At 42.8% G+C, this 15,195-nt stretch carries 14 protein-coding genes; 10 read left to right on the top strand and 4 right to left on the bottom strand.

Annotated features, from left to right (window positions below; all coding sequences use genetic code 11):
- Window positions 1-146 precede the first annotated feature (146 nt).
- The 3 genes from ACJJIL_RS13030 to ACJJIL_RS13020 form a co-directional block, all read right to left on the bottom strand.
- Window positions 147-680, bottom strand: a complete 534-nt coding sequence (locus tag ACJJIL_RS13030) for a phytanoyl-CoA dioxygenase family protein (RefSeq protein ID WP_445359906.1) — start codon at window positions 678-680, stop codon at window positions 147-149.
- Between the two features lie 678 nt (window positions 681-1,358).
- On the bottom strand, window positions 1,359-2,612 hold the full coding sequence (locus tag ACJJIL_RS13025; RefSeq protein ID WP_445359905.1) for a phytanoyl-CoA dioxygenase family protein: 1,254 nt from the start codon (window positions 2,610-2,612) through the stop codon (window positions 1,359-1,361).
- A gap of 342 nt (window positions 2,613-2,954) precedes the next feature.
- On the bottom strand, window positions 2,955-3,311 hold the full coding sequence (locus ACJJIL_RS13020) for a hypothetical protein (protein WP_445359904.1): 357 nt from the start codon (window positions 3,309-3,311) through the stop codon (window positions 2,955-2,957).
- Between the two features lie 385 nt (window positions 3,312-3,696).
- Between ACJJIL_RS13020 and ACJJIL_RS13015 the strand changes: the two genes are divergently transcribed.
- From ACJJIL_RS13015 to ACJJIL_RS13000, 4 genes are all read left to right on the top strand, one after another.
- Window positions 3,697-5,979 (top strand): TonB-dependent receptor, encoded by a 2,283-nt coding sequence (locus ACJJIL_RS13015; RefSeq protein WP_445358624.1) that lies wholly within the window; start codon window positions 3,697-3,699, stop codon window positions 5,977-5,979.
- 468 nt (window positions 5,980-6,447) lie between these two features.
- On the top strand, window positions 6,448-6,927 hold the full coding sequence (locus ACJJIL_RS13010) for a hypothetical protein (protein WP_445359903.1): 480 nt from the start codon (window positions 6,448-6,450) through the stop codon (window positions 6,925-6,927).
- A gap of 636 nt (window positions 6,928-7,563) precedes the next feature.
- Window positions 7,564-8,487: a haloalkane dehalogenase gene (locus ACJJIL_RS13005; protein ID WP_445359902.1), complete on the top strand. Its 924-nt coding sequence runs from the start codon at window positions 7,564-7,566 to the stop codon at window positions 8,485-8,487.
- Window positions 8,488-8,632: 145 nt separating this feature from the next.
- Window positions 8,633-9,556, top strand: coding sequence for a DMT family transporter (locus ACJJIL_RS13000; protein ID WP_445359901.1), 924 nt, complete (start codon window positions 8,633-8,635; stop codon window positions 9,554-9,556).
- 130 nt (window positions 9,557-9,686) lie between these two features.
- On the opposite strand, the gene ACJJIL_RS12995 is transcribed toward ACJJIL_RS13000, so the two are convergent.
- Window positions 9,687-10,610 carry an alpha/beta fold hydrolase gene (locus ACJJIL_RS12995; protein WP_445359900.1) on the bottom strand — a complete coding sequence of 308 codons (924 nt, stop codon included), beginning with the start codon at window positions 10,608-10,610 and terminating at the stop codon, window positions 9,687-9,689.
- 104 nt (window positions 10,611-10,714) lie between these two features.
- Here ACJJIL_RS12995 and ACJJIL_RS12990 point away from each other — a divergent pair, with 104 nt between their 5' ends.
- From ACJJIL_RS12990 to ACJJIL_RS12965, 6 genes are all read left to right on the top strand, one after another.
- Window positions 10,715-11,143, top strand: a complete 429-nt coding sequence (locus tag ACJJIL_RS12990; RefSeq protein WP_445359899.1) for a winged helix-turn-helix transcriptional regulator — start codon at window positions 10,715-10,717, stop codon at window positions 11,141-11,143.
- A 271-nt stretch (window positions 11,144-11,414) separates the two neighbouring features.
- Window positions 11,415-12,188, top strand: coding sequence for a class I SAM-dependent methyltransferase (locus ACJJIL_RS12985; RefSeq protein ID WP_445359898.1), 774 nt, complete (start codon window positions 11,415-11,417; stop codon window positions 12,186-12,188).
- A gap of 314 nt (window positions 12,189-12,502) precedes the next feature.
- A complete protein-coding gene (locus ACJJIL_RS12980; RefSeq protein WP_445359897.1) occupies window positions 12,503-13,309 on the top strand; it encodes a right-handed parallel beta-helix repeat-containing protein in 807 nt (268 codons plus the stop codon).
- A gap of 170 nt (window positions 13,310-13,479) precedes the next feature.
- Window positions 13,480-13,938: a cupin domain-containing protein gene (locus ACJJIL_RS12975; RefSeq protein ID WP_445359896.1), complete on the top strand. Its 459-nt coding sequence runs from the start codon at window positions 13,480-13,482 to the stop codon at window positions 13,936-13,938.
- Window positions 13,939-14,328: 390 nt separating this feature from the next.
- On the top strand, window positions 14,329-14,751 hold the full coding sequence (locus ACJJIL_RS12970; RefSeq protein WP_445359895.1) for a hypothetical protein: 423 nt from the start codon (window positions 14,329-14,331) through the stop codon (window positions 14,749-14,751).
- On the top strand, window positions 14,718-15,185 hold the full coding sequence (locus tag ACJJIL_RS12965) for a NosD domain-containing protein (RefSeq protein WP_445359894.1): 468 nt from the start codon (window positions 14,718-14,720) through the stop codon (window positions 15,183-15,185). Before ACJJIL_RS12970 ends, ACJJIL_RS12965 begins: the two co-directional genes overlap by 34 nt.
- Window positions 15,186-15,195 lie beyond the last annotated feature (10 nt).

Below are 15,195 nucleotides of genomic sequence, written 5' to 3'. Positions count from 1 at the left end.
ACAGTTTAGTGCTAAAGATAAAGTGTCGTGTGGGGGGCTGCTCAAGCTAGTGCTGCCACTAGTTTCTTAGGATATTGAGAGGAAGCTACATTACTTATATTTCTTTAAACTATATTACCAAACTTACCGAAATAACGCTTTTACTGCTAATTGCCCCATAGTAGAAGGGGTAACACCGATTCTGAAGTAGACTCATTATCATCCAGAATTTCATTGTAGTCGTAAGAATCTTTGCCAAACACCTGAAAATTACCTACTTTGGGTAATGTGAATTCCTGCAAGCCCTCCATGGTTGAGATGTTGTCTTTGCCATAAGGAGCAACTTTCACGTGATTTGCTGTACACCCCCTGACAAATGAAAATCTAGATTTATCTTTTGATGTGTTTGCATAGGATGTGTGCATATTTAGGGGTGAGAAAATAAGGCATTCGCCGGCTTTCACTTCCAGGTCTTTTACTTCCAAGTCGCCAAAGAGATCTTTTTCAATAATTTCCCTTGTACTGAGCAAAAGGAATAGCTTGGCAAGTCTGTATAAGGAGCGGGGTGATGCAGGCACTAGTGATAAGCATATTAATTTGTTGTCTTGTATAAAATTATAGAGGTAGCTAGTTCTTGTATCGGTGTGTGACTTTGGAAGCATGCTCAGGCAACTGGTTTCTTTCGTATTGTCGGTGAGCACAACCCAAACGATGAGTTGAATTAGGGTGGGAGAAGTTTATATGGTCGGTCGTAATTTTGCATATTTACCGACCTCTCGAAAGGTTGCATTCTGATACCAAGGCATCCCCTCAATGTCGGGACATTTATCAAAAAATTGACTGCGTCAGCATATAACTTCATATCCCAGTAGAGTTGCCAGTCGCTCTGAAATTTGTGGGGGTTGGAGGAACTCCTAAAGGGTTTTATCCGCAATGCCTGGTATGATCCGGCGTATCCAATTGTCCAGCGTTCCTCTCTTTTACCAATCGCCTTCACCTTGTCGCCAAGGTGGCTCACTACTTGGAAATTGTTTTTAAACTCATCCAGTGCTATTCCCTTAATCTTTTCACCTGTTCAGAGGAGATACACGGAAGGGAGGAAGGAGTCCATTTTTTAAAGAATGGCCCGATCATCTTCGTTTAATTTTCAAATAATGGTGGCAGTTGTGCGCCAGATAGATGCTGAGTTTTCCTGGCCGATCTAGATTAGAAAATAATTTTTATTTTTTGCTCTTCTGTCATGGGGGTATTATGAATTTATATGAAATTATTGTCATAACTAAGCCTGCGGCCTTTAGGTGCTTTCCTAAGGGTAGGGAGGTTATCTGAGTTTTTTGTCGTCACCGCCAAAGAGTATATTGATCATGACGGATTGTGAATTATTCTTCTGTTTTTTCCTCATCGTCTAAGATTCCATTGTAGCCATAGGTGTCTTTGCCGTAAATCTGAAAGCTGATAACCTTTGGAAGTGTATATTCTATTAGTCCGCCTAAAGTTGAGTAATTATCCTTTCCGTAAGGGGCGACCTTTACGTGATTGGCTGTGCAGCGACCTACAAATGAAAATCGAGTTTTGTCTTTTGATGTGTTTGGGTAGGAGGCGTGGATGTTCAGGGATGAGAATATTAGGCACTCTCCGGCTTTCATTTCTAGATCTTTGATGTCAAAGCCGTCAAAAATATGATCACCTAGCAATTTTGCGGCACTAAAAAATACCACTGCACCTTTGTGAAAAATCCTTCCATACATAAAAGATTTGCATAAATGGTATAGGTACAGTGGGGAAGCTGGTAGAAGCGATAAGTAAAACATCCTGTTGTCTTGTAGAAATTCGTAAAGGTAATTTACTCTCGCGTCAGCATAAGATCCGGGTAGAATTCTAAGGCACCCGGTTTCTTTTGTGGTGTCAGTTAAGGCAACCCACGCATTTACTTGAATGAGCGCAGGTGGTGTTTCTCTTGTGGGCTGGAGCTTTGCATATTTCCCCATTTCCCTGAAAGTTGCATTTTGGTGCCAGGGTGTCCCGTCGGAGCCTGGTTTTTTTTCAAAAAACTGATTGCGCCAGCAAATAACCTCATCACCTAAAATGCTTGCAATCTTTTCCGAAATTTCAGGTTTTCTCATTAAGTCCCTGAAAGGCTTTAACTCTAGCGCTTGATATAGACTGGCATATTCGATATTCCAGCGGCCCTCTTTCTTAGCAATTTCTTTAATTTTATCTCCCATATAGGAAACGCCGTTAAAGTCATTGTCATACTCCTCCTGTACTAGAGTCATTAAGTCCTGTGCTTCTTCCGCGGATAGAACTCTATAGGGAGGCAGATAACCATTTTCTTCGAAGAAGAGGCGATCTTTGTCACTTAAAAAATAACTTCCTGTGGCGGCACTTTGGGGAGGATTGGGTAATTTTGCTGTCAGGTTTTTAAGCTTGTCGAGTTCGGAAAACAAATGATGACGCCTATTCCTTTGCCAGGGGAGAATAAACACCTTATAAGCTTTTATTAGGATTACAGTCCAAATAACTTTACACTTTTGGCTAAATGAAATATCGAAGTCAGCCAGACTACGTTCATTGTCTGCGCCTGAAAACATTTTAGAGAGCGTACTGCCACCTTGATTTTTCATGTCATGCATAAGTTACTTCGGGGTAAAGTTAGCTTTTATTAAGACTAGCTTCAGCTCGCACAAAGGTGTTCTGAACAGTACCCATGGCAATACTTCACGGCATGTGACGGGAATTTTTTTGGGGTGGAAGTAGAGCGGTGCCAGGCCAGAATATAACCTAGAGTATCGAGCTTTATTGAACTGACGCCCATTGGCTGCAGGGGTCGGTTGGAGAGTACCCTTGAGGGGAGCCTGGCATGTTTCTCGAATTTCTCAGGTCTATGGACACCCCTATCCCTTTTAAGTGCCTTAGGCCGATACAGTTCGACATTTCCCAAATCAGCAACAGCTAATCAAGTAAAGTGAAAAGTTTTAGTTACCTTTCACCAAGTCGACAGATCCGTGATCATCACAGTGATCACCATGAACATGGTGAAGTCGCCCGTTAACCAGGTAGTCAACATGATCTCCGTGGGGAACCTGCTCATGGCCACAGTTTTTGCCGTGGACATGGGAGCTGTCGTAGCCCCCTGTAACAGGGTGGCAACCCTCCGGGTTTTGGGTGCTTACTTCCAAGACGTGCTCGTCGTAGTGGTCTTTGTGGGGATGGTGTAGGTGGCCGTCATGGAGGTAGCAGATATGGTCCCCGTGGCGAATGGCTGTGTGGCCACAGTGGCTGTTATGGGTATGTGAATGATGCTCCGCCTGTTGGCACTTGCCTTTTTCCACGATAACTCTCCCGGCCGCTTGGCACTTGCATGGAACCACTCGTCGCCGAATGCTTCTAGAATCAATAATTTGGCGCCACATTTGGACAGCCCTACATACTAAATCTAAGAACATCCGGGTGTAGTTTCCAAATATGATCTTCTATCAATGGCAGAAAATCTGCCCCTACCCCTCAAATCTTGATCTGCGATGGCCTTACGGATGACTAGTCACTCAAATCTAGCCATTAATTCAATTTGCAATCGATTGCATTTGCGCATTATAGTTAAAGCACGGTGCATCAAGTGCGTTTAGCAACTCTTTATGCAATCGATTTCATAAAGCTTTATAAAAATAGCACCGCAGTATCAGAACAGATAAGAATGACGACGAGAGGGAAGAGTTGATGAGCAAGAAACCATTGGCGCAGGCCGTATCCATGGCCGCGCTCTCCGTTGGTCTTTGCGGCTATGCCGCAGCCCAAGAAATTAGCCCTGAAAACGATATGGTGATGGAGGAAGTCATCACAACAGGCACCCCTGGCGGTGCAGGCATGCGTAAGCTGGATGCCAGCTTTTCTATCACAACTTTAAGTGATGATGAGATTAGCAAAGCCTCTCCTTCAAGTACTGCAGACCTGTTGAAGTCCGTTCCAGGCCTGTGGGTTGAGAGCTCTGGCGGTGTTTCTGGGGCAAATATCGATGTTCGCGGTTTCCCCGGCGGTAGTGATGCACCCTTTGTCACGGTATCCATGAATGGATTGCCTCTGTATCCAGCGCCAACACTCTCATTTTTAGAAAACTCTTCTCTATTTCGTGTCGATGAAACTATTCAGCGAGTGGAAGCTCTGCGCGGTGGACCCAATCCGGTTTTCTCCAATGGCCAGCCAGGTCTGACTACCAACTTTATCTTAAAAGAGGGTACTGAAGAGACAGAGGGGCGCTTTAAGTACACTTTATCTGACTATGATCTGCAGCGAACAGATGCCCTCATGACTGGTAAGCTCGCAGATGATGTTTATTATATGATCGGGGGCTACGTATCTTCCTCCCCGGGTATTCGCGATGCGGGTTTTGATGCGGAAGAAGGGCATCAATTTACCCTGCACATCACCAAAGAGATGGATAACGGCAAAGCGGGTTTTTACATCCGGGATACAAAAGATACTGGTACCTGGTATTTGCCCAATGCTGCATTTCTGGAAACAGATTACACTCAGGTAGGCCCCAGTAATCGCAAGGTTTCTGTACCTATCACTCAGGCTGACGGTAATGGCGGCTCAGAAACTACCTGGGAAACTTTCGATATGGGCGAAGGGCGCGGGTGGAATGGTAATGTAGCCGGTGCTTATCTGGAGCTAGACCTGGGCGATGGATGGAGTCTCACCGAACGCTTTGGACTTACCGCAGGTAACGCTGATACTTTGGGTTTTGTTCCTAATAGTGCGCCTGTATCGCTGAATTCTCTTACTGATCAAGCAGTAGTAACCGCCTCTGGAAACGAACTTAGTGGCGATACTGTGGTACAGCAGTTTGGTGCCTGGGTAGTACGCAAAGATATCGAGGCTACGACAAATGACATTAGCCTGGCAAAAGAGTGGGATAACTTTAAAGTAACAGCCGGTTATTACACCTCAAGCTGGGAAGTTGATGAATGGTGGTCCCTGGGTAACCAGAAATACTACGTACTGGGTCAAGATGGGGAGCTGATCACAGGAACTGCTGATGGCTCTGAGCTAACTGGTGATCTCGCTTGTAATACATCCGCAGATATTTCCACTTGTGATTGGAAATATGATGTGGATGCCGTGGGTGATGCCCGTGAAAACGCGCTTTATGTCGCCGGTGAGTTCTACTTAGGGGACTTTACCTTCGATCTGGGCGTGCGTTCCGCAAACCGCAAAACCAATTACTCCGTGGATCATGGTGAGCGAGACGGCAATTTTACCACTTATAAAGCGGACGAAGATGGCACTGCTTATACTGCCGCAGTGGACTGGGCCTTTGCCGAAAATATGGGCACTTTCTTCCGTATAAACTCCGGCTTTAAGTTCGCAGACTTTGACAACTATCGTGAGTTCGGTGATAGCTTCATTGCTGGGTCTGACCTTGTAATCGACATTGACCAATACGAACTGGGTTATAAATTGCAGGAGCAAGATTATTCCCTCTTTGCGACTCTGTTCTACAACGAAACCCAGGGCATGCCTGACTGTATCATTGGCAGCAGTACCTGTGCTCGTTTAGAGACTGAGGCGCTTGGTCTCGAATTGGACGGTAAAGTTCACTGGGGAGATTTCACCTTTGGGTTAAATACTACCCTGCAAAAGCCAGAAATCACGAGTGGTGAATATGAAGGCAACCAGGTTATGCGTCAGCCTGAATACCAGGTGCGCCTGAGCCAGAATTATGATTTCACACTGAATGACATTGATATGGCTGTGTATACCGATATCAGTCGGGTAGGTGATCGCTTTAATGGAAGCAACAATGAAATAACTTTGCCAGCCTATACAAAAGTTGACCTGGGTGCGGTGGCTTATATCAATGATATTACTGTCCAGTTGGCTGTGGACAACTTAACTGATGAAGATGGTATCACCGAAGGTGATCCCCGCGATCCGCTAGCGTCTAATGTCCGCTACATCTTACCGCGCAATATCAAGCTTAGCTTCGCGTACGATTTTTAACCTCATGCCTCTCCCATAGGCTTCCAAGCTTTGCCGCACACTTCTCCAGTGTGCGGCTTTTTTATTGCCTGAAAAATTTAACTACAATCCATTTTCAAATCCATACAAATAATGAAGCTTCGATCTTTGTGGTCTAACCCAAATCCTTCCGGAGGCTCCCCAATAAAGTATGTGGTTAAACTGCTTTCATGAAGCGAAATTAGAGTCGAGGTGGAGAGCCCTAAGGTCATTGCAGGTGTGAAACCTTAACGTTCGTATACAAATTTAAATTGGCAGTGGGAGATAGTTCTACTAGGTTATGAGTAGTTACTCCAATTCCTATTGCTAGCTGTATGTTGATGTTCGGACTAAAAAGTGGCATTAAAGTGGCGTAAGGGTTTGTTAGCTGTACTCTTTTCCCCTACTTTTTATTAGTTTAGTAATGTTTCATATGTATTGGTGATTTTGGGTTGGTACATTTTCGGTAATATGAAAAAATTTATTGGCGTTCTTGTTATTGTTTTGGCAATACCACTGCTCGTCTATTTTTTTACCTATAAGGGGGAGAGAAGTTTTACCAATCATCATGGCCTTCCAAATGTTAATCTGGTTGTCGATAATGCATATTCTCTTTGGTTTACGCCTTATGATCCACTGATGGGGATGTATAATAATATAGGAGGGAAACTTGGATTTATTGTCTGTAGTGATGTACCTAATATCGCTTACGGAATGGCTGGATATTCATTTCAGGTCTTATTGAGAGATAGTTTTGTAAAAAATCCAAATTTTTATGATGCTCGAAATGGTAATAACCCAGAGAACCCATTTTTCCATCGCCGTGCAAGAAATCTATATTCCTATTTCCAGTCTATTCAATCTTTGAAGCCAGCATCTTATAAGCCGAAGTTGGGGGATCTGGCTTTTTATAGAAAGGCTGAAAAGGATATATTGCCCATGTTGCTTTAGTCACTTATGTTGATGATGGGGGATATAAAATCATGGAGTCAGCACCCAAAACCCTGTTCGCCAGGGAGGTAGAGATGGATTCTCCAGTGAAAAGGGGCTGGATCTTGGCGGGCTTTGGTAAAGTGTATTGAGGTGTTGTCCATGATTCATAGTCATGAAAGATATTGTTCTTCTAGTGATATATGCCTCCCGGTGATTTTTGTAGCCTAATTTCTCCTAGGCTCCAATTCCAGTTCACTGATAATTGAGATGTATTGCTGGTAGACAGCTTACATCCAGATGGGTATCTCAATACATCTAACATGTTTTTAATGGTAAGAAGTTTGATTAATCGGCTTTGATTGGGTCAGTTGTACTTAGCCCAATGGTTTCAGACTTGCCAGATTGGCATTATTGGGTAATTTAAGTGATCTGGCGCCTAATAAGGTTTCTAAATGTAAAAATTAGAGATCGTGCCATGTTTTAGGAGCATATTTATCCTTATTATCTAGTAGGATAATAGGTATTTTTCTACAGTTATCTTTTCAGATATGAAGCACCGATAAAAGCGCCATAATGGATGATCTCTGGATTCCAACTGATCTAGCTTTTCAGTGGCAAGGCGCTATTTAACATTCAACTAAAAGAGGGTTGCCGATGTCTATTGAACGATTGAGAACTCCTGAGGAGCGCTTTTCCCTACTACCGGGTTTTCCGTATACTCCCAACTATATTGATAGCCTGGAAGGCTACGATTCTATGCGTATGGCATATATCGATGAGGGGGAGCAGGATGCGGATACTACCTTTCTTTGTCTCCATGGGGAGCCCAGTTGGGGTTACTTATATCGAAAAATGATCCCAGTTTTTGTTGAGGCAGGACACCGGGTAATTGCTCCAGATTTGTTTGGGTTTGGTCGCTCAGATAAACCCGTCAATGAAGATGTGTACACTTTTAACTTCCATCGTAACAGCCTGATGCGTTTGATTGAGCATTTGGATCTTAAGAATATTACGCTGGTTTGTCAGGATTGGGGTGGACTTCTGGGATTGACACTTCCAATGGATATGCCGGATAGATTTACCCGATTACTGGTAATGAATACGGCTATCGCAGCAGGGGATGGTGCATCAGAGGGGTTCTACCACTGGCGGAACTTCTCTGTCAATGTACCTGAAATCCCTGTGGGAGGGCTCATTGCCAATGATGCTCAATCTGAGGTCAATTTATTCGATATAGTAGCCTATGATGCGCCTTTTCCAGACAACCGCTATAAGGCTGGCGTTCGTCGATTCCCGTCAATTGTACCGGTTGACCCCGGTATGGAGGGAGCAGAGCTAGGGGTAAGGGCTCGAGAATTCTGGTCTAGGAACTGGAGTGGTGAGAGCTTTATGGCGATTGGAATGAGGGACTTTGTACTTGGTGAAAAAGTGATGGAGTTGCTGAGGGGAACCATCAAAAACTGCCCCGAGCCTCTCAAAATAGCGGAGGCGGGCCACTTTGTGCAGGAATATGGTAAAGAAATTGCTGAAAAGGCTCTCAGCCACTTCAAGCTTTCCTCTACAGTAACTGAAAATTAAGAGCGTACTAGTGCCGGGATAAGTTATATTCCGGCATTCTATTCTCAGGTAGTCCAAGGCATTCAGACTGCTCTTACATTTCATAACTAATTTATAATCGGTGGCTCTGTTTATAGAATCTGTAGTCTTTATTAGAGAGTTTAAAGTGAAGTTTAAAGACAGTCGTGGAATTATTCTAACTATTTTGGCAATGCTCTGTTTGGCTGGTATGGATGCAACAGGTAAGCTACTCGTTCAGAACTATTCTATCGTTCAAATAATGGCGATTCGTTTCGCGATATTTTTCTTTATCGTTATAAGTTTGGCGAGACTCAAAGGAAGCTTGGATATAGTGCGCAGTGAAATATTTGGCACTCAATTAGCTCGCTCTATTGTTCTCGCTCTTGAGGTGTCAGTATTTATTTTTGCTTTTAGTATGATGTCTTTGGCTGATGTGCATGCTATAGCTGCGACAGCTCCATTATTTGCAATATTAATGGCTGGATGGTTTTTAGGGGAGAGGATAGACACAAGGAGCTGGGTCAGTGTTACGGCTGGATTTATAGGTGCCCTTATTATCATTAGACCTGGAATGGGAGTGATGGGTTGGCAAACCTTGATCCCCATCTTGGGAGCTATCCTATGGGCCGCATACCAAGTGCTTTCACGCCGTGTTTCACACTTTGATAGTGCCGATACAACTGTTTTCTATACCGCGACCATGGGTCTTATTATTTTTGGAAGCTTAGCACCATTTTATTGGGTAAAGCCGACAGTATCAGGATGGCAATTGTTGATTTTGAATGGACTCTTAGGTGCAATGGGCCACTATTTGCTGATTAGGGCACTGGCACTTACTCCAGCTTCTATTTTGCAGCCCTTTAGTTACGCTTTACTATTTTGGGCTATTGTTATTGGCTTTGTAATCTTCGGAGATCTGCCTGATGGAATTACATTATTTGGCGCCTTCGTAATATTGGCTGCGGGATTTTATGCTTCAGACCTAGGCCGCGCATTGATTGGTGTTTCACAGATTAAGGCCAAAAAGGGGAAGGATGATGCTGAATCAGAGTCAAAGTTAGTGAGTTAAAAAACCAATTTGATAAACGGCGCTCTAATGATGGTAGTTGAGCCCCATTAATATATCGGTGGCGAAATTGTTTAACGCCACCTTGAATTCAGTTAGTGATTAGGTATCTGTTCTTAGAATATTTAAAAACTCATGCGTCACGATGCTCAAGGAAGCCGCCATCTACCCAATTGATTATCAAGTCAACATACTCTTGTCCAGCATCTTCCGATGAGAAGTGAGACGCGTTGTCAAATATAACTAGCTTGCTATTGGGGATATGCTTGGATAAGGCAGTCGCATTATCCACTAAAACAAATGGATCTCTCTTGCCCCAAGTGATCAATGTCGGAACTTTAATACCATTTAGTTTTCTCTCAATCCATGGAAGCTCTTTCGAATAGCTTCCAAAGAAACTGATGGCGCACTTGTGACTATCACTATTAAAGGCTATGTCATAGTACTCTTGGATAGCTCGTTTGCTGGGTTTGTAGTTGTGATAGCCATCTTTTACGGCAGTCAGAAAATTGGTTTTCATCACTGACTCCTTGTTTAAGCCTTTTGCTATCCAGCGAACCATTCGGGATCTGACAACGGCCATAAGAATAGAAGAGAGTTTTGGAGGGAAGGTGCCTGGGCCGTCAAAGATATTGAGACTCAAGAATCGTTGAGGGTGGTTAATGACGGCCGCTAAAGCAATAGGCACACCCACATCCGGCCCTACCAGGTGGGCCTGCTTGATGCCAAAATGGTTCATTATTTGAACAAGGGCTTCGCTCAGGCTGCTTGGAGATATATCTCCTTCCTCTGCTTTTGATAAGCCAAATCCTGGGATATCAAAGGCTAGCACATCAAACTTTTCACTAAATGCTTCAATGGATGACTCCCACATGCGAATACTTTGGGGTAGACCATTCAGCAGTAGTAGGCTGGGAGCCTGAGGTTTTTTCTTGCGAAGAAAGCGAATGTTAAATTTCCCTACAGAGACAAACTGCGGTGTAAATATATCGTCAGCGGTTGAGGGTCTGTTGGAGGCGTATTGGGTGAGGGCCTTGTCTAAGAGAGCTTGGGTCATAACAGGGTATATATCTATATGGGTCTATAGGTGATTTCGGGTTAAGTTACTTATTTATACTAGGTTACTCACTTGAGAGTTGGTTGCCAATAAGGCACTATTAAGTGGTTAAGTTACTTTTTGATAACCTATGGAGTGGAAGGGTGGGGACGCAGAATAAAAATAGTGAGAGACGCGTGTTTGTGAATGATGATGAATGTCCCGTTCGCAATGTGGTAGCTCAAATTGGTGACAAGTGGTCCATCCTGATATTGTTTGCCCTTGTTGATGGTCCAGATCGCTTCAACTCCCTGAAGTCGCGCATTGAAGGGATTTCACAGCGAATGTTGACGCAAACCCTGCGCGACTTAGAGCGCGATGGTTTTGTACTCCGTACTGTCTTTGCGCAGGTTCCAGTTAAAGTGGAGTATGAATTAACTGACCTGGGAAGGGGGTTATCTGCAGCTGTGTGGAAGTTAGTCTCTTGGGCAGATGAACATCATCCCGAGATTCGTAGAGCGCGCCTAAGATATGATGAGGATAATCAATCGTAGATTAAGAATTCTACCTTCTATTGTCCCCATTTAGGGCTTCTCTAAAAAATTCTCAGCCTGCTTTGTAGTAAATCATGATCTGTACTTGCAATTTAGTTCAATAGGGCGTTTTGTGGCTGGAGCATTGCTGTAAATATATAGTTAGAATGATTGGCGATCTTAGTTTTCTTGAACTTGAGGCATAACGGAACAGGACTTACAAGTAAATTTAAATTTCTTACCCTTGATAATTAAATAGAATCGATAAATATAAGTAATTAGAAGGTGAGTCATGGATTTTTTTGAAATTAACCGACACTCCTGGGATAGCCGCACCCGTATTCATGTGAAGTCTGAATTTTATAATGTTGATGGATTTCTAAGCGGAAAATCTACTTTAAATGAAGTTGAGCTTTCAGATATAGGTAATGTGTCTGGAAAAAGTTTACTTCATTTACAGTGTCACTTTGGCTTGGATACCTTATCTTGGGCTCGATTGGGGGCGAAGGTGACGGGAGTTGATATTTCTTCTGTAGCCATTACTGAAGCACAGGCTCTTTCTGACCGTTCAGGTTTACATGGAGAGTTTATCTGCAATGATATCTACAGTTTTGGAGAGTCAAATAATAAAGAATTTGATATCGTCTTTACTTCCTACGGTGCACTCTGTTGGTTGCCGGATATCGAGCGGTGGGCATCAGTTGTTGCTCAATGCTTAAAGCCGGGGGGGACTTTCTACATCGCGGAATTTCATCCATTTTATGATATTTTCTCTGGTTACACATACTTTCATCGAGCCGACCCAGATATTGAAGAGCAGGGTACCTATACAGAGAATGATCGGGGTGACAAGTCTACCCTAGCCACCTGGTCACATCCGATTAGCGATGTTGTGAGTGCGTTATTAAAATATGGTATTCAAATCACTCAACTAAAAGAATACCCGTATAGCCCTTACAACTGTTTTGATGGTATGGAGGAGCGTGAGAAGGGGAAATACTACCTGTCTTTTAAAGGATATGAGATTCCGCTAATTTATACTATTAAAGGTGTCAAAGTTACTTGAGATAAAGAGCAATAACAGTAATCAGGCTGGCGGTAGATTTGTGCAGAGTTTTTTTAAGGGAGGGAGAAGGAGGGTAATGAGTACCGCCCCCTTAAACTTCCCATGTAAAGGCCCACTGGCTTCATATCCAACACTGCTTTCTTGCGTTTTGTCTAATTGGCGTAGATAGCCACTATTTACCATTCACAGATGTTTAGATTCCGTACTTAGTTGCCATTTCTTTAAGAGAAATTTCTTATAGCCCTTTTAGCAAGCTGGATCACACTCTGTTCAGGAGAAGGTCATTATTAACTGATTTTATAGAGGGTAGTAAGATGGCTATATGGCAATTACAAGGTATGAAGTGTACTTTATCTATATTTGCAGGTGCTTTTTGCTTGCTAATATCCGGGCTTGCATCGGCGGTTGATTGTGGTGATACCATTAAAACCCGAGAAGTTTTGGATGATGATTTGGTATGTACAGATAATATCGCGATAACCATTGTTGGCCCAACTGGTGGCCTGGATATGAATGGTCATACCATTACTTGTGACAATAATTCTGCAATAGGCATAGATGTTGTCGGTCTTGTGGGGTATTTGGAGGGCGCAGGTACTATATTATTCTGCCAGACGGGCGTTAGATTGGCTGGTGATGGATTTCATAATGTAACCAATATTTCTGCTAACAATAATGACTTTGTAGGGTTGGCGGTATCGAGCGACTTCAATCTAATTACTAATTCAAGTGCTAATGGTAATGGTAATACTGGTATATTAGTTACGGGGCTAAGAAATACCTTGATCTCAAATATTATCGAAAGTAACTTACTAGATGGGATTCAGTTGGATGGTGATGCTCCAAGTTTAGCCCAAAATTATATATATGATAATAATCGATATGGGATCTATATTGCTGATTCCAACTTTGGGAATTATAGCCAGAACACCTCTGAGATGAATGGTTCAGTGGGTATCTATATGGAAGCAGCTAATCAGTTTTTTAACTTTATTCTCAACAACACATCCAAGGGAAATACTGATTTTGACTTGGAGGATCTAAATGCAAATGCATGTAGTAATATTAATGTCTGGCGTGGAAACACTTTTACTACTGCTAATCCCAGTTGTTTAAATTAAGGCTTTTTGCAAGGTTCACCTTAAAGTAAACTGGGTGAGCCTGTGTTCAATTTGTATCCGCTCAACCATTTTGCTTGTTGTTCTATAAGGATTAAATTTCACTGATGCATTATGTGGTAATGTAATATCAGACATATTTCTAACTCTGATTACAAGGTGCTGATTAATCCATGAAGCCTGATAACTTAATTAATCACCCTGAAGGCGGGAAGTTTCTTCAGGTATTTAAGTCGAACTCAATAGTAACAAGAGAGGATGGGCAGAGGCGAAGCGCATTGACGCATATTTACTTCTCCCTACAGAAAGGTGAATTGTCGAAATTTCACCGGGTCGAATCTGATGAAATTTGGAACTTATATCAGGGGGACGGCTTGTTTCTCTATATTTGGACTGAGGAGGATAGCTGTTTGCAAAAGATTGAAATTTCTGCAGAGAATAATACATTTTGCTGTGTTGTTCCTGCTGGCGCTTGGCAGGCTGCAGAGCCAATTTCAGGCCCTGTGCTTGTGGGTTGTTCGGTGGGGCCTGGGTTCGAGTTTTGTGACTTTAAATTGATTGATGTTGATGATCCAATAACAGGTTATATCTGCAAGATAGATCCCTCCCTGGTAAGATTTATTGAACAATAGGATTTTATCGAGCTGCTGCTAGAATATCTAATAGTGTCGAGTGGTAATGTTATTTTAGATAGGAGTTGTTTCCTGCTGATGTCTAGGGCATGAAATCATCCTTCTTGTCTAACTACTGGTTTCAAAATATAACTGGCCCTTATGATGAACGTTGTGCTGATTCACTGAGCTAAGTGTTGCCGTGATAGCAATGTATTTAATAGTTGTTGGTATTGCTGATTCTCTGGTAACTAAAGAATATCCCCCCGTTTTATCAGGCGAAGTAAGGTCCCTTAAGCTGATAACTTTTTCGTTGAGAATAATTTCTCATGGTTGATTCTCAAATCTAGACCAATATGGGTTAGGTCTACTTTATAAGTGGGCGTTTATAATTTCGGTTGAGGAGATTTTATGAAAGGTAGATACATCAAACGGCCTTCAGGTTTGACTCGTATGTTGTTTACAGGATGTGTATTGATTACATCCTACGGTGCAAAGGCTGATGTCTCCTGTGGTGATGTCATTACTACAGCTGAAGTTCTCACGGAGGATTTGTCTTGTTCATCAGCGTTTGACCTTGCACTGACGGTCGTCGGACCTGGTGGTTATCTTGATTTAAATGGATTTACTATTGAGTGTGATTTTGATGTTGATGGGGTATTTCTAGATGGCACTGGAGCTGTTGTCACTGGCGGAGCTTTATCAAATGGCAAGGTGCAAGGTTGTGGGTTCGGTGTAGAGGCAATCGGAAACGGGGCGCATACGGTGACAGGTATAGCCTTTGAGGGCAATGCCGTTTTGTGTCAGACAATAATACATTGTCTAACTCGGTAATTTCTGAAACTACGGAAATTGGAGTAGCTATAAACGGCAGTAATTCTACACTTATTGCAAATGAAGTATCTACATCTACCAGTGCTAGTGGAGCCTGGGGGGTAATTCTTCAAGTGGGTGCGGACAGCTCTTATATTTTGTCGAATATGGTATCTGGTTTTGAACAGTATGGAGTGATTGTTTGTAGTGATAGTAATGTTATCTCGCAAACTGTTGTAGAAGGCAATGGAGTGGAAATTACTAATACTGCAACTGGTGTTTATTTACCGGGAGATACTTTTGTTTGCGATGACGGTCAAGAAGGCAATACCATTGTTAGTAATAAAGCGACTAACAATAATAATGCGGACCTTGGCGATAACAACTTTCCATGTGTGAACTCTTGGGTTGGGAATACGGCTGATGCTGTTGAGGGCGCTTGCTTTGAAAATTAGAGGTTGAATG

This window comes from Microbulbifer maximicatervae (SeqCode), from assembly GCF_052468095.1.
Note: the sequence above shows the minus strand (reverse complement) of the source record. Positions and strands in the feature narration are given on the sequence as shown.